A 19,667-nucleotide genomic window follows, 5' to 3' on the forward strand; every position below is an offset into this window, starting at 1 on the left:
GGGCAGGCCACGGGCTGGCAATTTGTTGCCAGATATGCGATGATGATATGCGCTGGCTCGCGGAGGTCGGGCGCTCCCACTGGATGTGGCTGCGAATTCCTCCGTGTCCTCATACCGCCCGGACGATGTCGGGAAATCAGCGGTAGGGCGGTTTGAGACAGTCGTCGGTTTCCTTTTTGAGGTATTGCCGGCACCGAGTGTGGCGCTCTTTTAGCGAAGGGTCACGCGTTGAATTTCACCACTGGTCAGGTTGTCGTCCACCCCCATCACGGACCGGCGACGGTCAAGAAGGTCTCCACGCGCACCATCCGCAAGGAGAAGGTGACCTACGTGGAGCTCGACGTCCACAACTCCGACCTCGAGGTCACGATGCCGGAGAACCGCGCCGCCGAGGTCGGGGTGCGTCCCGCCGTGGACCTCAAGGGTGTCCGGGAGATCCTCGACGTCCTCCTCGCGCCGAGCCCCGAGCAGGAGACCGTCTGGTCCCGCCGCATCAAGGCCAACGGCGACCGCCTGCGCACCGGTGAGATCCTCATCATCGCCGCCCTCATCCGCGACCTCACCCGGAGCAACGAGGAGAAGCGCCTCGCCTTCGGGGAGATGAAGCTGCTGCGCGACGCGAGCGGCCCCTTCGTCACCGAGCTCGCTCTCGTCCTGTCCCGGACCGAGGAGGAGATCGCTGCCATGGTCGACGCCGCGATCCTCGAGGGTGTCCGTCCCACCATCGGCCAGGAGCTCGCCACCGCGAGCTGATCGGCCGCCCCCGCCGGGGGCACCTAGGCTTGGCCGCATGAGACTTGGTGACCTGGCTGCCGCGCTGGACCTCGAGCTGCCCTCAGGGGCGGACCCCTCGACCGAGGTCCGCGGCGCCACCCACCAGGCCGACTGGGCCGGCCCCGGCGACGTCTTCGTCGCCGTTCGCGGCGCGCGCGTCGACGGCCACGGCTTCATCGCCGACGCCGTCGAGCGCGGCGCCGTCGCCGTCATCGGTGAGGGCCTGCCCGACGGCGTCACCTGCCCGGTCCCGTACCTGCGGGTGGCGGGCGCCCGGGCCGCCCTCGCCGACGCCGCGTCCGTCCTCGCCGGGAACCCCAGCCGCGAGCTCACCGTCCTCGGCGTCACCGGCACCGACGGCAAGACGACGACGTCCGCCCTCGCGCGCCACCTCCTGCGCAGCGCCGGCCGCCCCACCGGACTGCTCTCGACGATCGGCTACGAGCTGCCCGACGGCGTGCTGCGCCAGCCGCCCACGCACTTCACCACGCCCGAGGCGCCGCAGGTCCAGCAGATCCTCCACGAGATGGTCGACCACGCCGCGACGGACGCCGTCGTCGAGGCCTCCAGCCACGCGCTGGCCCTGGACCGCGTCCGCGGCGTCGACTTCGACGTCGCCATCTGGACCAACCTCACCGGGGAGCACCTCGACTTCCACGGGACGATGGAGCAGTACTTCGCCGACAAGTCCCTCCTCGTCCAGCGTGCCCGGCACGCCGTGCTCAACGCCGACGACCCGTGGACCGAGCAGCTGCTGCCCATGGCCCCCAGCCGCACCACGTACAGCGCCGAGGGGCAGCAGGCCGACTGGTGGGCCGCGGACGTCGTCGAGGGCCCGGACGACCTGCGCTTCACCGTCCACACCCCGGCCGGCTCCGCGGCGGCCGTGCTGCCGATGATCGGCCGCTTCAACGTCGCCAACGCCCTGGCCGCGATGGCCGGGGTCCACGCGGCCGGCGTCCCGCTCGCCGAGCTCGTCGCCGGACTGGCGACCTTCCCCGGCGTGCCCGGGCGTATGGAGATGTGCGAGCGCCAGGACGGGGACCCGCGCGTCATCGTCGACTTCGCCCACACCCCGCCGAGCCTCGACAAGGCGCTGGCCACCGTGCGCGTCACCACCGAGGGCCGCCTGTGGGTGGTCATCGGGTCAGCCGGCGGCCCGCGCGACCCCTCCAAGCGCGCCCCGCTGGGGGAGGTGGCGACCCGGATGGCCGATGTTGCCGTCCTCACCGAGGAGGACCACCGGGACACGCCGCTGGCCGACATCCTCACCGAGATGGAGCGCGGTGCCCGCGAGGCCGGCCGCTCGAACTTCGTGAGCATCGGTGACCGGCGCGAGGCGATCCGCCACGCCGTGGGCCAGGCCGGCCCGCAGGACACCGTGGTGCTCGCCGGCAAGGGCCCGGAGGCCACGCTCGAGCGCGACACCGAGACGATCCCCTGGGACGAGATGGGCGAGGCACGGGCCGCCCTGGCCCTGCGACGGGAGCGCGACGTCGGCGCCACGGCCTAACGGTCCCGGGCCGAAGGTCCCTGGTCTTCCCCCGCCGGGCGCGGTACCAAGGAGGTGGGAGGCGATGACCATGACCAGCTCATCCGACACCACTCGCCCGATCGTCGTGGGGGTCGACGGCTCGGCACTCGCCGACGCCGCGGTCCTGTGGGCGGCGGCCGAGGCGGACCGCAGGGGCACCTCGCTCCACGTCGTCCACGCGTTCGTCCACCTGCACGCCGTCGGCGGGTACGTCGCGGTCCTCGAGACCGCCGACCCGCTCGAGATCGGCGGCGAGGTGTGCGAGCGGGCAGCCCGCCCGGCCCGGGAGGCGTTCCCCGGGCTCACCATCACCACCGAGGTGCGCGTGGGGCGGGCGGCACCGGAGCTCATCAAGGCCTCCCGCGAGGCCGCCATGGTCGTCCTCGGCGCGCGGGGGCACGGCCGCGTCACCGGCCTGCTCGTCGGGTCGGTGTCGCAGCAGGTGGCGATGTACGCCGGCTGCCCCGTCGTCGTCGTCCGCGGGACCGGCGAGCGCGGGCCCGTCGTCGTCGGCGTGGACGGCTCCCCGGCCGCGACGGGGGCGCTGCGCTTCGCCGTCGAGCACGCCGCCGCAACGGGTGCGCCCGTGCGGGCGGTGCGTGCCGAGTACGTCGAGCTGCCGATGGGCGCGCCCCCGGGGGGCTGGTACGCCGACCTCGTCGACAGGTCGAGCCAGGCCACCGAGGCGGCACGACGGGCCGTCGAGGAGGTCGCGGCGCAGCACCCGGCCGTGGACGTCGAGCTGCAGGTCGTGCGCCGCCACCCCGAGGCTGCTCTCGTCGAGGAGGCTGCCGACGCGGGCCTGCTCGTCGTCGCCAGCCGTGGCCTGGGCGGCTTCACCGGCCTCATGCTGGGCTCGGTGAGCCAGGGCGTGCTGTCCCGCGCGCAGGTGACGGTCGCGGTCGTGCCCGGCGCCGAGGGGGAGGAGCACCCCGACGACCCGCACGTCCCTGAGCGGCCTCAGTCCCCGAGGTGGCGCAGGTAGCGCCCGGGGGCGTCGAGGAACGCGCGCCAGTGCCGCACCACCTCCAGCTCCTCCCACGCCACCGGAGTGATGCCGGTGTCGTCGAGCTGGAGGATCCGGGCGCCGGGCAGCGCCGTGAGGATGGGGGAGTGGGTGGCGCACAGGACGTGCCGCTCCCCGTCGGCGAGCTGCGCCAGCACGTCGAGGAGCGCGAGGGACGTGGTGAAGGACAGGGCCGACTCGGGCTCGTCGAGGAGGACCACGCCCGCCGTGCGCACCCAGGAACCGGTGAGCATCTCGACGAAGGACTCCCCGTGGCTCAGCTGGTGGAGGTGGTGGGTGGGCGGTGGCCCGTCCGCCGGCGCGGAGGCGTCCTCGAGGTAGCTGACGAAGCGGTGCATGGTCTCAGCACGGAGGAAGAAGCCCCGGCGCCAGGCGGCGCGCTCGCGCCACACGGTCCGGAGGCGGTCGCCGAGGTCGGAGCGGTCGCTGGCCCGGCCACGCCCGGCGCCGCCGAGGTGGTCGGTGGACCCGCCGTCGGGCGGGATGCCGAGCGCCTCGGCGACGGCCTCGACGATCGTCGACTTGCCGGCCCCATTCTCCCCGACGAGGAACGTGACACCCGGGGGGACGTCCAGCCCGTGGGTGAGGAGGTGGGCGACGGCGGGCACGGAGTCGGGCCAGGCCGCGGGGTCGACGGGCGCGTCGGGGCGGCGCTCGATGCGGAGCAGGGCGGTCACGCGCCCACTGTGCCAGGAGGCGGTGACACTCAGCCGGTGGGCTCCACGAGGGCGGTGCTGCTCCCGTAGCCGTGGGCCAGCCCCTCGGTGAGCGCGGCGACCAGTGCCGGGACGTCCTCGGCGGCCACCCGCACCGTGCCGGTGCACACGTGGTCGTGCCACAGGGACAGGACGGCCACGCCGTCGTCGTGGTGCCAGGACACGCGCAGCGCCCGTCCGCCGCCGCGGGTGTCCGCGACGACCTCGCCCCGAGCGGGCAGCGCGACGATGCGTCCCATGGGTCCATGATCCTCCGCCGGTCCTGTTCTGACCAGACCTGCGCGAGTAGCGTCGGGCATGAGGTGCGGCGTCGCCGCGTCCTTCGGGTCGGTCGAGCAGGTCGTGGCATCCGCCGAGGACCGCCCGAGCCGAGGCCGCGAGGCGAGCCCTCACGGCCCGCACCGCGGGAGAGAACGCGCGGACGGACCACCCGACGGAACTTGTCCTGCGGCTCCCGCGTTCTCGGTGCGACACCGAGGAGGGGAAGCACGTCGTGGGGGAGCAGGGTGGACGCGGGGCGGCGGTCGACGCCGTCGTGAACGGCGTGGTGACGGGGGCCTGGTACGCGCCTGCCCGACGTCGTCTCGTCGCGCCGGGCACGCGGGTGGTTCACGGTGGGGCTGCTGGTCGGCGGTGCAGCGTGGGCCGCCCGAACGGGACATGCGGGCGACCGTGAGAGTGCGGGCACCCGCGGCGGCGACGGGGAGGCCCCGGCCAACCAGGCTGACCTCACCTCGCTGGTGGCACGGATGTCGACCCAGCCGGTGATCGAGACGCAGGCGCTCGGCCCGGGTGGCGAGCCGTCGAACCGCGCCGGGCGGGTGAAGGCGGCTGCTGTGGCGCTGGCCGTGCTGAGCGTCGTCGGGACGGTGGCCGGTGAGCGGGCGATCCACCGGTGGGGTGAGGGGCTCACGCGCGTGGCGTCCGGGGCGCGCACACGTGGATCGGGCTGGTGGCCGGTGTGGCGACGGGCATCGCCCCCTGGCTGCTCGCCAGCAGACTGACGACCGACAAGGCGTAGCTGGGCGTCGGGATTATTCGAGGAGCGCTCGAGGTTGACGCATCATCCAAGGAACGAGCAGAGGAGTAGGCATGGTCAGCATCGTCGTGTTCGGGGGGACCGGGTACACCGGGGCCAACATTGTCCGTGAGGCCGAGTCGCGTGGACACCAGGTGATCTCGGTGAGTCGCTCCGAGCCCGCTGAGCCCGTCGCCGGCGTGCGCTACGAGCACGGCGCGGCCGAGGACGTCGCCCCGCGCGTCGTCCCAGGCGCTGACGTGGTCGTGGCCGCACTGTCACCGCGAGGAGACATGGAGGGCCGCCTCGGAGAGGTGTACGGCACGCTTGCCGCGCTGTCGGCGGAGGCCGGTGCACGCTTCGTGCAGATCGGCGGCTTCAACTCTCTGCGGCTGGCGCCGGACCAGCCTCGCTTCGCCGAGGGGGAGATCCCCGAGCCGTACCGGGCGGAGGCCCTGGAGTCCGAGGTGACCCGGGTGCAGCTTGTCGAGCAGGCGCCCGAGCAGCTGGACTGGCTCTTCGTCAGCCCCGCCGGCGGCTACAACGCGTTCACGCCGGGTGAGCGCACCGGCACCTACCGGGTCGGCGGCGAGGTCGCCCTGCTGGACGACGAGGGGGGCTCGTACGTCTCCGGCGCCGACTTCGCCCTCGCGGTGGTCGACGAGATCGAGAACCCGGCGCACCACCGAGGGCACATCAGCGTCGCCTACTAGGGCTCGGGGCTGGACCGTTCTCTCGTCGGTCGTCGTGAGAGAGGCGCGGCGAAGACCTCTGACGACGCGGGGAGCACCACACACCGAACACCGCGGGATGGGCTACGCCTCGGTCGCCTTCGTGCTCGTCGCCGTCGCGCTCGCAGTCCGCGCATGCACGTTCGGCGTGACCGTCCGTGGCGATGACGTCATCGTGCGCAACATCGAGTGGTCCCACCGGGTCTCCCGCACCGAGGTCAGCGCCGTCCGGGTCGTCAGCTACGACGGCCGTCCCGGCGGCACCCCATGGAACAGCTGGTGGTGGACAACGCTGGAACTCACACTCGTGGGCGACGGATTCGTCGAGCCCCTGATGTTCCGGTCCTCCCGTACCCGGTACGTCGAAGTTCTTCGACGGCTCCTCGCCGAGTACTCGGCGCTCGCTGGCAAGGCCCGGTAGACGGAGGTTGGTCGAACGCGCGTTCGAGTATGCTGGTCCCGTGTCCACCACCGGACCGACCATCCTCCACGCCGACCTCGACGCGTTCTACGCCTCGGTCGAGCAGCTGCTCCAGCCCGCGCTGCGGGGGCGGCCCATCGCCGTGGGCGGGAGCGGACGCGGCGGCGTCGTCCTCGCCGCCTCCTACGAGGCCAAGGCGCACGGCGTCCAGGGCGGCATGGCGGGGTGGAAGGCCGCGCAGCTGTGCCCGGGACTCACCTTCGTGCGCGGTTCCTTCGACCGCTACCAGGCCATCGCCGACGACGTCATGGCGATCCTTGGCGACGTCACGCCCCTCGTGCAGCGCATCTCCATCGACGAGGCCTTCCTCGACGTGTCCGGATCGACGCACCTCTTCGGGCCGCCCGTCGCCATCGCCACGCTGCTCCGCGAGCGGGTGCGCTCCGACGTGGGGCTGCCGATCTCGGTCGGCGCCGCCCGCACCAAGCACCTGGCCAAGATCGCCTCGCAGGTCGCCAAACCCGACGGGCTCGTCGTCGTCGAGCCCGACGACGAACGCGATTTCCTCGACCCGCTGCCCGTCGGACTCATCTGGGGCGTCGGCCCCGTGACGAAGCAGCGGCTCGCCGACCGCGGCATCCACACCATCGGCGACCTCGCCCGGACCGAGCGCTCGGCGATGGAGCGCTACCTCGGGCGCGCGACGGGCGGGACGCTGCACAGCCTCGCCCACAACGAGGACCCCCGCCGGGTGAGCACCTCCACCCGCGCCCGCTCCGTGGGGGCGCAGTCCGCGGTGGGACGCCGCCCGGCCACTCCGGAGCTCGTCCGCGAGGTGCTCAGCCACCTCGCCGAACGGGTGGCGGGGCGACTGCGCGCCAAGGACCGCGCCGGGCGCACCGTCACGGTCCGCGTGCGGTTCCTCGCCATGCGCTCGGTCACCCGGTCCCTCACGCTCCCGGGCCCGATCTCGGCGACGCTCACGCTCACCGAGGTCGCCGAGCGTCTCGTGTGGCAGGCGATCGACGAGGAAGAGAGCGAGCGGCCCGAGATCACGCTGCTCGGCATCTCGGTGTCGAAGCTGACGTCGCAGGCCGCCATCCAGCTCGAGCTGCCGCTGCCGCTGCCGCCGCCCGACCCGTGGCGCCCGGGATCGGAGACCGGGGCCGCGCGCTGGGCGCTGGACCGATCGGTGGACGCCGCCCGGGAGCGCTTCGGCCGCTCCGCCGTCGGCTACCTGCCCGCCGCCATGGGCCGCGCCGCCGGCGTGCCCGAGGAGTTCCGTGAACTCGCCGAGAGGGACCTGTGACTAGTGCGCCGCCAGCGACCCCTCCGAGGTGCGGGTGCGCATGAGGATGTCCCGTGCAGACGCGACGAACGCCTCGGGGCTGCTGTCCGCGATATAGGCCCGCGCCGCGTGACGCGCCTGCTGGAGCACTCCCCGCGCCGCTCCTTCCCGCAGCGTCTCCGGGAGCGTCTCGATGTCGGTCGTCTTCGCCGCCCCCACGATCCGGCGGGACATCTTCGCCGCGGCGAAGAGCCAGGTCTCCTGCCGCCAGCGGGCGAGCAGCTCCTCGAGGAACGGCTCGCGCCACACGCGCGGGTCGTGGCGCGTGGGCCACCGGCGTCGGAACTCCTCCTCGAACGCCCGCCACGTCTGGCCCGGCAGAGACAGCACCCACTCCGCACGCTCGTCCTCGCCCCGTGCGAAGGCACGCGCGGCCGCGATGACGTAGTTCGCCCAAATTGCGCCGAGGTCGAAGGCCAGCGGCCCGTAGAAGGCGAACTCCGAGTCGAACACCTTGACGCTGTCGGCGGTGCCGTTCTCGCCGCGCACCATGACCGACCCGGTGTGCAGGTCGCCGTGGATCAGCGCCTCGGCACGGGTCATGAACAGCCACTTGGCCCGGCCCATCGCGGTGACGAACTCCTCGTCGGCCGCAAGCTCGGCCGCGTCCTGCGCATTCGCGGGGATCGTGCTGTTGCGTCCGGCGTCGACGCACGGCTCGGTGAAGACGAGGTCCTCGGTGATCGTGCACAGCTGAGGGTTGACCGAGTCGGCGAGCCGGCGTGCCAGCTCCTCCCGCTCGAGCGCGAAGGTCGACGTGCCGAACGCGACTGCGGCGATGTACCGGCCCACCGCCGCGGCAGCGCCGTCGTGGTGTAGCCCCTCGTTGAGCGCGCCGCGCCACACCCTGTGGTCGCTGAGGTCCTCCATCGCGATGATGTACCGCTCCGCGTCGTAGTCCAGCACCTCGGGTACGAGCTCCGGAGTCAGCGCGCCGTGCGCGCGCAGTGCCGACACCTCGAAGCGGGCGCGCTCCGGCGTCATCGGCCAGCCCTCACCGACCATCCGCACGTAGGGCAGCGCCTGCTTCAGGCAGACCCGCCGTCCGTCGGCGTCGCGGAGAAGGAAGACGAGGTTGAGGTTGCCGTCGCCCACCTCGTCGACGGACTCGAGCCGGTCGGCGTTCATCCGGTCGGCGAGCGCGGGGACGGATCGGACGTGCTCGGCGACGTTCTGCGGGGTGAGGAACTCGTACTCGGGAGGCATCGGTAGGACCGCCTTTGGTCTCAGGTCGCTGGGCTGTAGCGAGCTTTCTTGCGGGAGAGGGTGAAGGAGAAGATGAGAGCGAGGATGAGGACGGCTCCCTTGGCGGTGTCCTGGTGGTAGTACTGGAAGCCCTTCATCGTCAGGCCGGTGAGGACGATGGCGATGAGCAGCGCGCCGAGCAGCGTGCCCCAGGCGTTCGGCTTGCCCTGGCCGAGGACCGACTGGCCGACGAGTGCGACCGCGACAGCCTCCAGGAGGCTCGAGGCGCCGGCGTTGACGTCTCCCTGGCCGATGCGGGAGACGAGGATGAGTCCACCGACCGAGGCGAGCAGGCCGGAAAGCACGTACGCGAGGGCGCGGTAACGCCCGACCCGGACACCGGTGAGCCGCGCCGCCTCGGGATTGGCGCCGATGGCGTACATGACCCGGCCCCACGTCGTGCGACTGAGGAAGAACCACGACGCGACGACGAGCGCCAGCATGAGGACGACCGGCAGCGGGAACGGCCCCACGAAGCCACGGTCGATGAGGAGGAAGTCGGAGGTGAACCGGCCGGGGGCCACCGACCCGTCGCGCAGCACCATCCCGCTCGTCACCGACTGGCCGGAGACGGGGATGAGCTTGACGCCCTGGATGACGAACATCATCCCGAGCGTGGCCAGGAGGTCAGGGATCTTGCACACGACGATGAGGAAGGCGTTGACCAGTCCGACGACCGCGCCGGAAAGGAGGACAACCACGACGGCGGTCATCCCGGTGAGGTTGTAGAACACCATGGTCATCGCGGCCATCTGCACGGCGAGGCCGGCGACGGAGCCGATCGAGAGGTCCAGCCCCCCGACCACCATCGTGAACGTCACGCCCAGGCCAAGGATCGCCGTCACCGAAGCGAACTTGAGCATCGAGAACAGTGATCCGGAGGTCGCGAATGCGGGCTCGGTGAGCGCGAAGTAGATGAACAGCACGACGGTGACCGCGATGAAGCCATACCGGACCGTCGCGTCCTGGAGCTTGACCAGGGGAGTGGTGTCTTCGTTGAGCAGGGCCATTAGGCCACCTCCGACATGCTTCTGATGATGGCGCGGTTGTCGACGTCGGATGCGTACGCGTCGAGGCTGATGGTGCCCTCGACCATGACGAGGACCCGGTCGGCGACCTCGCGCAGCTCCTCGACGTCGCTGACGAGGACGACGACGCAGGCGCCGCGTTCCGCCTGCTCGCGTGCGCGGTGGGAGATGTCGCGCCGTGCGCCCAGGTCGACACCGCGGAACGGCTCGTCCAGGAGCATGACGCGGGGCTCCTCGCGCAGCCACCGGGCGACCACGACCTTCTGCTGGTTCCCGCCCGACAGAGAGTCCATGTCTTGCTCGGGACCGGTGGCGACGACACCGTAGGAGGCGATGATGTCCTGCGCGACGGCGCGCTGGCGTCCGGGCCGGATGACGCCGCCGGGGCTGATCCTGCGCAGGAACGGGAGCGTCCCGGTAGTCGCAACGGTCCACCCTGGCAGCATCGCCTCGGCAGCCCGGTCCTCCGGCGCGAGGTAGACGCCGCGGCGGACCGCATCGTGCGTGTGGCGAGGTGCGTACGGGGCGCCGTCGAGCTCCATGTGCCCGCTGCGCAGCCGGTCGGCACCGAACGCGGCCCGGGCGAGCTCGGTCTTGCCCGCGCCGATGAGGCCGATGATTCCGGTGACCTCGCCGTAGCGCAGGTCGAGGTCGACCGGGGCGGAACGGGTGAGCAGCTGGACGCCGCGCAGCGCGATGGCGACGCGCTCTCCCTTGCGCTCCTCGTGCCGGGCGGCCTCGAGCCGGATGGTCTCCCCGAGCATCGAGGTGACGGCGGCCGACATGTCGAGCGGTGCGGACTGCCGGTTGCTGATCCTCCCGTCGCGCAGTACGACGAGGTCGTCGGACAGTGCGCGGACCTCGCTGAGCCGGTGGGACACGTAGAGGATGGCCACGCCGTCGTCCCGGAGGCGCCCCACGAGCGTGAAGAGCCGCTGCGCCTCGCTCTCGGAGAGGGTGGACGTCGGCTCGTCGAGGACGAGCACCTTGGGGCGGTGGTTGAGCGCGCGGGCGAGCAGGAGCATCTGGCTGTCGGCGATGCCGAGCTCGAAGGAGTCCTTGAGGAGCGTCGCGTCAGACCAGCCCAGGTCCAGGGTCTCAGCCACCTCCCGCGCCCGCGGCAGCAGGCTCCGCAGCGACCCGACGCGACCGAGCCGGCGCTGGACCAGCTCCTCGAAGACAAGGTTCTCCGCCACCGTGAGCCCGGGGACCATGCTCTCGTCAATCCGCTGGTGCACGGTCTGGATGCCGTGGCGCGCTGCCGACATCGGCGAGGAGATGTCCACCGGGTCGCCCGAGACCAGGACGCGTCCGCCATCGGGCCGGTAGACGCCGGAGAGGATCTTGATAAGCGTGGACTTCCCCGCCCCGTTCGCCCCGAGCAGGGCGGTGACGCGGCCGGGCTGCAGCTCGAAGGACACGCCTTTGAGCACGCGGTTGGGCCCGAAGGACATCGTGATGCCCTCCAGCGTCAGCGCCGCCTCGGTCAGGGCTTCCGCTGCGGGGGTGCGGCTTGTCTCGCGCACCGTGTCGCCTCTCATGTCGTCCTTGGGTGAGTCGGGGCCGGGTGGCGGGGCGGGGAGGCCCCCCACCCGGCGTCGTCAGAAGGTGACCGCGGGGATCCAGTCCGCCGAGGACACGTCGGAGATGTTGAGCGCCGGCTCTGCTGCCCGGAGGTCCTCCATGTTGCGGACGTCGTTCTCCCGCAGGAAGTCCTGAGTGATGAGGATCGGGGGGAACTCGACGAGCGTCTCGTCCAGCTCGCCGGCCATGTGAAGGGCGAGCGTCCGCACGACGGCGGCACCGATCGCGTTGGGGTCGGTCGCGCCGGTAGCCACCCACGGGCTGTCGTCGGCGATCATGAGCTCGATGTCCGCCGTCGAGATGTCGGCCCCGTAGACGAGGACGTCCTCGAGGTCAGGGTTCTGCTCGAGGGCTGAGAGGGTGCCCTTGGTCAGCTCGTCGTAAGGCGCGTAGATCGCGGCGACGTCCGGGTTCGCCTTGAGCGCGTTGTCCACGAGCGGCGCGGTGTCGGTCGCCGAGGAGTTGGTGAACGTGCCGGTCATGAACAGCTCGTCCCAGCCGTTGTCGGCCTTGTACTCCTCCCACACCCCGTGGCGACGGTCCAGCGGTGCGATGCCGAGGACGTTGACATAGCCGACGTTCTGGTCGCTGCCGATGTCCTCGACCATCTTGTCCAGGACGAGGGACGCCATCTCGATGTCGGACTGCTGGGTCTGGATCGCGTCGGGGGCGCACTGCTGGATCTCGACGTCGTAGATGATGACCGGGATGCCGGCCTCGATCGCCTGGTTGACGCCCGGGCACAGCGTGTCCGGGAAGCCGTGCCGGACGATGATGCCGTCCGGCTGGGAGGCGATTGCTTGCTCCAGCTGGGAGGCCTGGGCCGCGTTGTCCCCCTGCGCGTCGTAGACGGCGAGCTCCGCGCCCAGTGCCTCGACCTGCTGGCGGGTGCCGTTGAGGTACTGCTGGAAGTAGTCGCCCTGTCCGCTCTGCTGAACGATGGCGATCTCCAGACCCTCCCCGTCGAAGGGAGCGGGAGCGTCCGCGGCGGGCGACTCCACCTCTCCCTCGTCGGAGGTGTCCGGTGCGGGGGCGTCGGAGGTCGTCTCCTCACCGGTCGCGTCGCCCTGGCTGCACGCGGCCAGGAGGAGGGACGTGCCGGCGAGGCCTGCCAGGATCTTGTGCGTCCTCATGGGATTTCCTTTCGAAGTGGCAGTCGGGGGCCGACAGCGTCAGCCGGCGACCTGGGACAGGAGGTCGGGTTGGGGGTTGAGCGCCGGCTCGACGACGCCGTGCTCGGTGACGATGGCGCTGATGAGGTCGTTCGGGGTGACGTCGAAGGCGGGGTTGAAGCCCCGGGCGCCCTCGGGGGCGGTCCGCACACCGGCGAAGGCGACGATCTCGTCGGAGTCGCGCTCCTCGATGTGGATGTCCTCGCCCCGCTTGGTGGCGAGGTCGACGGTCGAGGACGGCGCGGCGACCACGAAAGGGATCCCCGCTCTGGCACAGGCGAGTGCGAGGCTCACCGAGCCCACTTTGTTCGCCGTGTCCCCGTTCGCCGTGATGCGGTCGGCGCCGATGATGGCGACGTCGACCAGCCCGCGCAGGATCGTGCTCGCTGCGGCTCCGTCGGCCTGGATGACGTGGTCGATGCCATCCTTGGTGAGCTCCCAGCTTGTGAGACGGGCACCCTGCAGAAGCGGGCGGGTCTCGTCCGCGTAGACGAGTCCGAGGCGCTCACGGTCGTACAGCTCGTGGATGATGCCGTACGCCGTTCCCCAGGCGCTCGTCGCGAGGGCACCGGTGTTGCAGTGGGTGACGACGCGGACCTGGTCCAGGCCCGTGCGCTCGAGGATCCAGTCGGCCCCGAGAGAGGAGAGCCGGCGGTTGGCGCTCTCGTCGTCGGCCACGACCTTCCGTGCCCGGGTGAGGACCTCATCCACGCCGTGCGGGACGGCCTCGCGCACTTGGTCGACGCCCCAGGCGAGGTTGACGGCGGTGGGCCGGGCAGTGCGGATCCGCTCGATCTCACGGTCCAACCGGTCCCCGTCCCAGCCCTCCCGGGTGGCCTGCTCCATTGCCACCACGACGCCCAGGGCACCGGTGGCTCCCAGGGCAGGGGCGCCCCGGACGGCCAGGTCCTGGATCGCGCGGACGAGGACGTCAACGCTCGTGACGTCGATGTACCGCTCCTCGGTGGGCAGAGCGGTCTGGTCGACGAGGCGGAGGGTCCGCTGTGGTGTGTCGACCCATTCGACGGCGAGAACCATCAGGCTTCCTTTCGAACTGCGTTGTCCGACAACCGATGGCCACAAGTTAGAGGGAGGTTTGACGACTTGTCAACGGTTTGCCCTCGCCCCGTTGTAGAGTGCCTCAGGCGGCCGGGACAGCGGGGACCGGCCGGTTTCTCGAGGAGGCACGATGGCGCGTACCGGGACACTGGTCTCCCAAGTGTCGGAAAATCTGCGGAGTGCGCTTGCTGCTGGCCAGTACGTAGCCGGCTCCAAGCTGCCACCAGAGGCCGAGCTCGCCGCCGGCTTCGGGGTCTCCCGCCCCACCGTCCGCGCGGCCTTGCGAGAGCTGGAGACCCTCGGCCTGGTCAAGACCGAGCACGGCGTTGGCACCTTTGTCGTCGAACAACCAGCGGTGCGCACGGGCCTCGAGCGGCTCGACTCCATCACTGAGTCGATCCGGGCGACAGGGCGGGAGCCCGGGATGGTCTACGCGAGCCGGCTCATCCGCCCGGTGCTGCCGGAAGAGGCCGCCAAGATGGAGGTGACCGGGGACACCGAGGTCCTCGAGCTGCGCCGCACGATCCTCGCCGACGGCGAGGTGCTCGCCTACTCCTACGACCTCATGCCGGCGCGGCTGCTCCCCACGGACGCGAGACCGGAGGAGGTCACGGGCTCGCTCTTCGCCTTCCTCAGGGAGCGGGTGGGCCGAATGCCAGCCTCGGCGGTGGCCGAGGTCCACGCTGTGGCTTCCAACCACGTCGGCTGGGGCAACGAGGCAGCCACGCACAACCTCTTCCTGCTGCTCAACCAGCTCCACCACGACGCCTCGGGTGAGCTCCTGCTCTACTCCCGGACCTACTTCATCGAGGGCCGGTACACCTTCAGCCTCGTCCGCAGCGTCTGAGCGCTGCGGACGAGACCGAGGGATCAGGCGGCCGCCGTCTCGACGGCCTCGCGCATCCGCGCAGCGTTGCTCGCGAGGTCTCCCCGGTGCAGGGCGCCACCGACGAGGAGTGCGACGTCCTTTCCGTAGAACTTGAGGAGCTCGGGGAGCCGCTCAAGAGTCATCCCCCCGCCGGGGGCAGGCAGGGCGGTCGCGAGCGTGCCGCGGGGCGCGGCGCACTCGTCGCGGATCTCCGCGCACTGCTCCGCTGAGAAGGAGAAGCGCCCGCCGTAGCTTGGGAAGACGCACAGGTCGGCGCCGGCGAGGCGGTTGACGAGGCCGAGGAGCACCCCGTGGGCCAGGCCCTGCGTGGGCGTGACGATGTGGGAACCGAGCATCGAGGGATGGCTCATCACGGGCAGCTCGAGCGCGTCGTCCTCGGCGAGGAAACGCATCGCGTCGAACCCGCTGATGCCGGGCAGGACGAGTAGCGCCCCCGCTCCGAGCTCCTTGGCCAGGTGGGCCCGCTCCCGCACCTCAGGGGCCGGGACGTTGAGTGAGGGCATGTACAGCGCGCGCCCACCGGTGCGCTCGTTGGCCTCCCACACCGCCTCGGCGCAGCGGGCGACCCGCTCCCGCCACGGCGCCCACGGCTGGTCCCCGAGGGAGTGGTCGTCCTTGATGACGTCGAGCCCGGACTCGGCGAGCACCCGCGCCGTCGCCGCCAGCTCCGCCGGGCTCGAACCCATCGGCTTGAGCGCCGTCGTGAGCAGTGCACGCTGCGGGGCGTCGAGGATCTCGCGCAAGCCGGCGACGCCGAAGCGGGGACCACGGACGCCGAGCACGGCGCCGTCGTCGGGAAGGCGGACGTCGACGACGCGCACCCCCTCGAAGATCGAGACGTTGCCCCACAGCACGTTGAGAAGCTGGGTGAGGCCGCCTGCGAGGACCCCAGGTGCATAGGAGACGACGACGGAGCTCGCGTCCTGCTCCTCGACGCGGCCGACGACCTCCTCGCGGATCCAGTCGGCGGCGAGGTCGGCCGGGAACTCGATGGTCTGCTCCACGCGAATCGCCTCGGCGACCTCCGCGACGTCCCGCCCCGTGACCCGGTATCGGACCTGGAGGCGATCTGTGCTCACAGTGCCTCCGCCTTCGCAGTCGAGTGGACGTCGGTGACGCGGACGTCGGTGAAGTCGCCTTCGGCGATACCGAGGTCCCGGCCGACCGCCTGTTCAACGGCCCGGACGAGCGCGGCGGCGTCCATCCCGTACTCCGCCAGGAGGTACCGCTGGGAGGCGCCGTGGGCGTAGGTGTCGTCCAGCCCCAGCCGGGTGAGCGGGACCCCGGCCCCGGTCTCGGCGAGCACCTCGGCGACGGCCGAGCCCAGCCCGCCCACGCGCAGGTGGTTCTCCATCGTGATGACGCGCTGGTGCGGCTGGGCGAGCGCCGCGAGGACAACGGGGTCGTCGAACGGCTTGAGCGTGGAGATGTGGAGGTGGCGAACCCGGACTCCGCGCTCGCGCACCGCGGGCACCGCCCGCAGCGCCTCCTCGGTGCAGATGCCCTCGGTGAGGACGAGGACGTCGGCGGGATCGGTGTCCGGGCTGAGGTCGCGCGCCTTGCCGAGCTCGAACGGCTCGTCCGCGGGAAAGAGCCGGGGCATCTCACCGCGCAGCATGCGCACATAGACAGGCCCCGGGGCGGCGTGGACGACGTCGAGCACGGTCTCCACCTCGGTAGCGTCGCCCGTGCTCAGGACGGTCATGTTCGGCACCGCCCGCATGACGGCGACGTCCTCGATGGCCTGGTGGGTGACGCCGCCGGGGGTGGTGACGCCGGGCAGGAACCCGATGAGCCGGACGGGCAGGGCCGGGTAGGCCACCGACATGAGCAGCTGGTCCAGCGGCCGGCGGTAGAGGAACACGGCAAAGGTGTGGAGCCACGGCTCGAAGCCCTCTCGAGCGAGACCGGCGGCGAAGCCGAGCATGTTCTGCTCGGCCATCCCCATCGAGAAGTAGCGCTCAGGGTAGGCGTCGCGCCACGGCCCGACCTCGCAGGAGTTCGTGAGGTCGGCGGTGAGAACGAGGACGTGGGGCTTGTCCGCGCTCCACCGGACGAAGTTCTCCAGGTGCGGGCGGCGCACGATCTCGGTCATGACAGGGTCCTTCCCGCCAGCTCGGCGTAGGCGTCGGCGTATGCGTCGCGCTCGGAGGTGCTCGTGAAACGGAGGTAGTGCAGGACGGGCCGGCGCTCGTCGAGAAGCGGCAGACCGCGCACCGGGTCGGTGTAAGCGAGGACGACGTGGGGCTTGCCGGTCTCCCGCCGCATGGCCTCGAGGAGGGCACGCACGTCGTGGCCATCGACGACGTCGACGCTCGCTCCGAAGGCGCGCAGCCGGTCGGCGATCGGCTCGACGGTCATCACCCGGTCCATCGGGCCGTCGCACTGCGCCTCGTTGACGTCGACGACGACGCGGACGGTGTCGAGGCGGTGGAACGCGAGGGCCTGGAAGGCCTCCCACGTCTGCCCCTCCTGCAGCTCACCGTCGCTCATGAACACCCACGTGCGGCCGGTTTCGCCCTTGAGCCGGCGACCCAGCGCGATGCCGCCCGCCTGGGAGAGGGCCTGCGACAGGGAGCCGGTGGTGGTCTCGAAGCCCGGAGAGTGCTCGGCGCCGATCATCTCGACGGTGGAGCCGTCGGCGTTGAACTGGTCGAGCGAGTCGGGCGAGAGGCGGCCGACCTCGATGAGGGCGGCGTAGACGACGAGGGCGTAGTGCGCCGGCGACACGATGAATCGGTCGGTGTCCGGAGCGGGGGAGCCGTGGACGACCGCGCCGGTGACCAGCGGCTCGCCCGGCCGGGGGGCCCCGCGGAAGGCGGGCGGCTGGTACGGCCCACCCACCTCGCCGAGGGCAAGGACCCCGCCGTAGCACGCGGCGAGGAGCTCGGCGGCCGAGCACGCCTGGCTCATGTACCCGCCGTTGTTCTTCAGGGTGTGCTCCAGCACGCGGCGGCGGATGCCGTGTGCGATCTCGGCGAGCCGCCGAGGGTCGGGCTCGGTCACGATGACGCTCCTTCGCGGTCGATGTCAGACAACTGACGGGGCAGACGATACGGGACCTTTTGCGCCAGACGCTAGTGTTCCTCGTGCCTGTCCTGCTACGTTGTCTGACAACATTCGACCGATGGAGGTGGGAATGGACGCTCCTGCTGCCGTGCTCTCCGCGTGGGACGAGCTCGTCGCCGGGTCGCGCGAGCTCGGCGCGGACCGGGACCTCGTGCTGCACGGGGGTGGCAACACGTCCGTCAAGGTCTCCTGGCCGGACGTCACCGGTCGGCTGCTGCCGGTGCTGCTCATGAAGGGCAGCGGTCACGACCTCGCCAGCATCGACCGCTCCGGCTTCAGCCCCCTGCGTCTGGACCGCCTCCGCGAGCTCCTCCCGCCCGTCCGGCTGTCCGACCGGCAGATGCGCAACGAGCTGCGCTGCGCCCGCCTCGACTCCGAAGGTCCCGACCCGTCCGTCGAGACCTTCGTCCACGCGCTGCTCCCGCACGACGCCGTCGTCCACTCCCACGCCGACGCTCTCCTCGCGCTGACGAACACCGACGACGGCGAGCGCCTGGTCCGTGAGCTGTACGGCTCCGACGTCGTCGTCGTCCCGTACGCCATGCCCGGTCCCGACCTCGCGGCCGCGTGCGCCGCGGCGTGGGATGAGCAGTCGCACGAGGGCACGACGGGGCTCGTCGTGCTGCGCCACGGCCTCTTCACGTTGGGCCGCACCGTGCGTGAGGCGGTCGACCGGCACCTGCGGCTCGTGGACCTGGCGGGCGAGGCGCTGCGAGCAGCGGTCGCGGACGCTGCGGGTCGGACCCGTGGCGAGGACGCAGCCGCCGTCGACGGCGCGCCCGCGCGGCCCGACCCTGTCGCCCTGGCCCGGCTGCGCGGCGAGCTGTCTGCCGCCGCCGGCCGGCCGATGGTCGTGCGCCACCACGACGACGCGCAGGTGCGCCGGTTCCTCACCGACCCCCGGCTGCGGGCGGCCACTCAGGAGGGCCCGCTCACGCCGGACCACGTGCTGTGGACCAAGCGCGTCCCGTTGGTCGGCACGGACGTCGCCGGCTACGCCCAGGCCTACACGCAGTACGTCACGCGCCACGAGCACCGGCGCGACGAGCCGGTCACCCGGCTCGACCCGGCGCCGCGTGTGGTCCTCGACGAGGGCCTGGGGATGCTCACCGCCGGGCGCAACGCCACCGAGGCGGCCGCGGCCGCCGACGTCTATCGACACACGATGACGACGATCGAGCAGGCTCAGGCCCTCGGTGGCTACCGGGCACCGGACGAGGGGCACGTGTTCGACCTCGAGTACTGGTCGCTGCAGCAGGACAAGCTCCACCGAGCCGGTGCGCGGCCGCCGCTCGAGGGGCGCGTCGCGCTCGTCACCGGGGCGGCGTCGGGTATTGGTCGCGCGTGCGCCGAGGCTTTGCTGACGGCCGGCGCTTCCGTCGTCGGCTGGGACCTCTCGCCCGACGTGGCGGGCACCTTCGACGGGCCCGAGTGGCTGGGCCTCACCGTCGACGTCACCGACGAGAACCGGGTCACCGAGGCGCTCCAGCGCACGGTGGAGCAGCTCGGTGGGCTCGACGTGCTCGTCGTCGCTGCCGGGATCTTCCCCCGCAGCCAGCCGGTCGCCGAGCTCGACCCGGACACGTGGCGGCGCACCATGAGCGTCAACGTCGACGCCGTCGCGAGCCTCTTCAGCAAGGCCCACCGCCTGCTCGCGTGCGCCCCGGGAGGAGGGCGCGTCGTCGTCGTGGCATCCAAGAACGTTGCGGCGCCCGGCAAGGGGGCGGCCGCGTACTCGGCGTCCAAGGCGGCGCTCACCCAGCTCTCCCGCGTCGCGGCGCTCGAGTGGGCCGAGGACGGGATCAGGGTCAACCTCGTCCACCCGGACGCCGTCTTCGACACCGGGCTGTGGACACCTGAGCTCCTCACCACCCGGGCGGCGCACTACGGGCTGTCGGTCGAGGAGTACAAGCGTCGCAACCTGCTGCGCACCGAAGTGACGAGCGCCGCCGTCGGACGACTCGTGCGGGCGATGGCGGACGAGACCTTTGCCTGCACCACCGGCGCGCAAGTGCCGATCGACGGCGGCAACGAACGTGTCATCTGACGAAG

The 19,667-nt window shown here is 71.7% G+C and carries 19 protein-coding genes; 9 read left to right on the forward strand and 10 right to left on the reverse strand.

From position 1 onward, the window contains the following. Window positions 1–228: 228 nt before the first annotated feature. From ACWPXV_RS00640 to ACWPXV_RS00650, 3 genes are all read left to right on the forward strand, one after another. Complete coding sequence (locus ACWPXV_RS00640) at window positions 229–753, forward strand: CarD family transcriptional regulator (RefSeq protein WP_454083404.1); 525 nt, start codon at window positions 229–231, stop codon at window positions 751–753. Window positions 754–790: 37 nt separating this feature from the next. Beyond that, complete coding sequence (locus ACWPXV_RS00645; protein ID WP_454083405.1) at window positions 791–2,287, forward strand: UDP-N-acetylmuramoyl-L-alanyl-D-glutamate--2,6-diaminopimelate ligase; 1,497 nt, start codon at window positions 791–793, stop codon at window positions 2,285–2,287. A 70-nt stretch (window positions 2,288–2,357) separates the two neighbouring features. After that, entirely contained in the window at window positions 2,358–3,293 is a 936-nt protein-coding gene (locus ACWPXV_RS00650) for a universal stress protein (RefSeq protein WP_454083406.1), read from the forward strand. Here ACWPXV_RS00650 and ACWPXV_RS00655 read toward each other — a convergent pair. Both ACWPXV_RS00655 and ACWPXV_RS00660 read right to left on the reverse strand, forming a co-directional pair. Then, window positions 3,269–4,012 carry an AAA family ATPase gene (locus ACWPXV_RS00655; protein WP_454083407.1) on the reverse strand — a complete coding sequence of 248 codons (744 nt, stop codon included), beginning with the start codon at window positions 4,010–4,012 and terminating at the stop codon, window positions 3,269–3,271. The two genes, ACWPXV_RS00650 and ACWPXV_RS00655, sit on opposite strands and share 25 nt — an antisense overlap. Before the next feature lie 29 nt (window positions 4,013–4,041). Then, complete coding sequence (locus ACWPXV_RS00660) at window positions 4,042–4,290, reverse strand: hypothetical protein (protein ID WP_454083408.1); 249 nt, start codon at window positions 4,288–4,290, stop codon at window positions 4,042–4,044. Between the two features lie 375 nt (window positions 4,291–4,665). Between ACWPXV_RS00660 and ACWPXV_RS00665 the strand changes: the two genes are divergently transcribed. From ACWPXV_RS00665 to dinB, 4 genes are all read left to right on the forward strand, one after another. Beyond that, the gene (locus tag ACWPXV_RS00665) at window positions 4,666–5,055 is read left to right on the forward strand and encodes a hypothetical protein (protein ID WP_454083409.1); all 390 of its coding nucleotides are present in this window, start codon (window positions 4,666–4,668) and stop codon (window positions 5,053–5,055) included. A gap of 88 nt (window positions 5,056–5,143) precedes the next feature. Beyond that, on the forward strand, window positions 5,144–5,782 hold the full coding sequence (locus tag ACWPXV_RS00670) for an NAD(P)-dependent oxidoreductase (protein WP_454083410.1): 639 nt from the start codon (window positions 5,144–5,146) through the stop codon (window positions 5,780–5,782). A 97-nt stretch (window positions 5,783–5,879) separates the two neighbouring features. Next, window positions 5,880–6,221: a hypothetical protein gene (locus ACWPXV_RS00675; RefSeq protein WP_454083411.1), complete on the forward strand. Its 342-nt coding sequence runs from the start codon at window positions 5,880–5,882 to the stop codon at window positions 6,219–6,221. A gap of 40 nt (window positions 6,222–6,261) precedes the next feature. Beyond that, complete coding sequence (gene dinB / locus ACWPXV_RS00680; RefSeq protein WP_454083412.1) at window positions 6,262–7,530, forward strand: DNA polymerase IV; 1,269 nt, start codon at window positions 6,262–6,264, stop codon at window positions 7,528–7,530. Here the strand turns inward: dinB and mtnK are convergent, their stop codons facing one another. From mtnK to mtnA, 5 genes are read right to left on the reverse strand one after another with little or no spacing between them, the layout of a single operon-like run. After that, entirely contained in the window at window positions 7,531–8,775 is a 1,245-nt protein-coding gene (mtnK, locus tag ACWPXV_RS00685; RefSeq protein WP_454083413.1) for an S-methyl-5-thioribose kinase, read from the reverse strand. A 20-nt stretch (window positions 8,776–8,795) separates the two neighbouring features. Continuing rightward, entirely contained in the window at window positions 8,796–9,824 is a 1,029-nt protein-coding gene (locus ACWPXV_RS00690; protein WP_454083414.1) for an ABC transporter permease, read from the reverse strand. Next, window positions 9,824–11,383 carry a sugar ABC transporter ATP-binding protein gene (locus ACWPXV_RS00695; protein WP_454083415.1) on the reverse strand — a complete coding sequence of 520 codons (1,560 nt, stop codon included), beginning with the start codon at window positions 11,381–11,383 and terminating at the stop codon, window positions 9,824–9,826. Before ACWPXV_RS00695 ends, ACWPXV_RS00690 begins: the two co-directional genes overlap by 1 nt. A 60-nt stretch (window positions 11,384–11,443) precedes the next feature. After that, window positions 11,444–12,559, reverse strand: coding sequence for a substrate-binding domain-containing protein (locus ACWPXV_RS00700; protein WP_454083416.1), 1,116 nt, complete (start codon window positions 12,557–12,559; stop codon window positions 11,444–11,446). 39 nt (window positions 12,560–12,598) lie between these two features. Further along, window positions 12,599–13,636: an S-methyl-5-thioribose-1-phosphate isomerase gene (gene mtnA / locus ACWPXV_RS00705; RefSeq protein ID WP_454083417.1), complete on the reverse strand. Its 1,038-nt coding sequence runs from the start codon at window positions 13,634–13,636 to the stop codon at window positions 12,599–12,601. 181 nt (window positions 13,637–13,817) lie between these two features. Here mtnA and ACWPXV_RS00710 point away from each other — a divergent pair, with 181 nt between their 5' ends. Next, window positions 13,818–14,504 carry a GntR family transcriptional regulator gene (locus tag ACWPXV_RS00710; protein WP_454083418.1) on the forward strand — a complete coding sequence of 229 codons (687 nt, stop codon included), beginning with the start codon at window positions 13,818–13,820 and terminating at the stop codon, window positions 14,502–14,504. 23 nt (window positions 14,505–14,527) lie between these two features. Here the strand turns inward: ACWPXV_RS00710 and ACWPXV_RS00715 are convergent, their stop codons facing one another. Genes ACWPXV_RS00715 through ACWPXV_RS00725 form a run of 3 tightly spaced genes read right to left on the reverse strand, consistent with a single transcriptional unit; the run spans window position 14,528 to window position 17,552 of the window. Beyond that, entirely contained in the window at window positions 14,528–15,625 is a 1,098-nt protein-coding gene (locus tag ACWPXV_RS00715; protein ID WP_454083419.1) for a RuBisCO large subunit C-terminal-like domain-containing protein, read from the reverse strand. Then, the gene (locus ACWPXV_RS00720; protein WP_454083420.1) at window positions 15,622–16,641 is read right to left on the reverse strand and encodes a transketolase family protein; all 1,020 of its coding nucleotides are present in this window, start codon (window positions 16,639–16,641) and stop codon (window positions 15,622–15,624) included. Before ACWPXV_RS00720 ends, ACWPXV_RS00715 begins: the two co-directional genes overlap by 4 nt. Beyond that, window positions 16,638–17,552 (reverse strand): transketolase, encoded by a 915-nt coding sequence (locus ACWPXV_RS00725; RefSeq protein WP_454083421.1) that lies wholly within the window; start codon window positions 17,550–17,552, stop codon window positions 16,638–16,640. Before ACWPXV_RS00725 ends, ACWPXV_RS00720 begins: the two co-directional genes overlap by 4 nt. Before the next feature lie 133 nt (window positions 17,553–17,685). Here ACWPXV_RS00725 and ACWPXV_RS00730 point away from each other — a divergent pair, with 133 nt between their 5' ends. Then, window positions 17,686–19,662 carry a bifunctional aldolase/short-chain dehydrogenase gene (locus ACWPXV_RS00730; protein WP_454083422.1) on the forward strand — a complete coding sequence of 659 codons (1,977 nt, stop codon included), beginning with the start codon at window positions 17,686–17,688 and terminating at the stop codon, window positions 19,660–19,662. The last annotated feature ends 5 nt before the right edge of the window (window positions 19,663–19,667 follow it).

Source organism: Georgenia sp. Marseille-Q6866 (assembly GCF_965111665.1).

What these genes read in the sequence shown, in the direction of transcription:
- ACWPXV_RS00645 (WP_454083405.1), top strand. Translation starts at nt 791, where the DNA reads ATGAGACTTGGTGACCTGGCTGCCGCGCTGGACCTCGAGCTGCCCTCA.
- ACWPXV_RS00650 (WP_454083406.1), top strand. Translation starts at nt 2,358, where the DNA reads ATGACCAGCTCATCCGACACCACTCGCCCGATCGTCGTGGGGGTCGAC.
- ACWPXV_RS00660 (WP_454083408.1), bottom strand. Translation starts at nt 4,290, where the DNA reads ATGGGACGCATCGTCGCGCTGCCCGCTCGGGGCGAGGTCGTCGCGGAC.
- ACWPXV_RS00670 (WP_454083410.1), top strand. Translation starts at nt 5,144, where the DNA reads ATGGTCAGCATCGTCGTGTTCGGGGGGACCGGGTACACCGGGGCCAAC.
- ACWPXV_RS00675 (WP_454083411.1), top strand. Translation starts at nt 5,880, where the DNA reads ATGGGCTACGCCTCGGTCGCCTTCGTGCTCGTCGCCGTCGCGCTCGCA.
- mtnK (WP_454083413.1), bottom strand. Translation starts at nt 8,775, where the DNA reads ATGCCTCCCGAGTACGAGTTCCTCACCCCGCAGAACGTCGCCGAGCAC.
- ACWPXV_RS00690 (WP_454083414.1), bottom strand. Translation starts at nt 9,824, where the DNA reads ATGGCCCTGCTCAACGAAGACACCACTCCCCTGGTCAAGCTCCAGGAC.
- ACWPXV_RS00695 (WP_454083415.1), bottom strand. Translation starts at nt 11,383, where the DNA reads ATGAGAGGCGACACGGTGCGCGAGACAAGCCGCACCCCCGCAGCGGAA.
- ACWPXV_RS00700 (WP_454083416.1), bottom strand. Translation starts at nt 12,559, where the DNA reads ATGAGGACGCACAAGATCCTGGCAGGCCTCGCCGGCACGTCCCTCCTC.
- mtnA (WP_454083417.1), bottom strand. Translation starts at nt 13,636, where the DNA reads ATGGTTCTCGCCGTCGAATGGGTCGACACACCACAGCGGACCCTCCGC.
- ACWPXV_RS00720 (WP_454083420.1), bottom strand. Translation starts at nt 16,641, where the DNA reads ATGACCGAGATCGTGCGCCGCCCGCACCTGGAGAACTTCGTCCGGTGG.
- ACWPXV_RS00730 (WP_454083422.1), top strand. Translation starts at nt 17,686, where the DNA reads ATGGACGCTCCTGCTGCCGTGCTCTCCGCGTGGGACGAGCTCGTCGCC.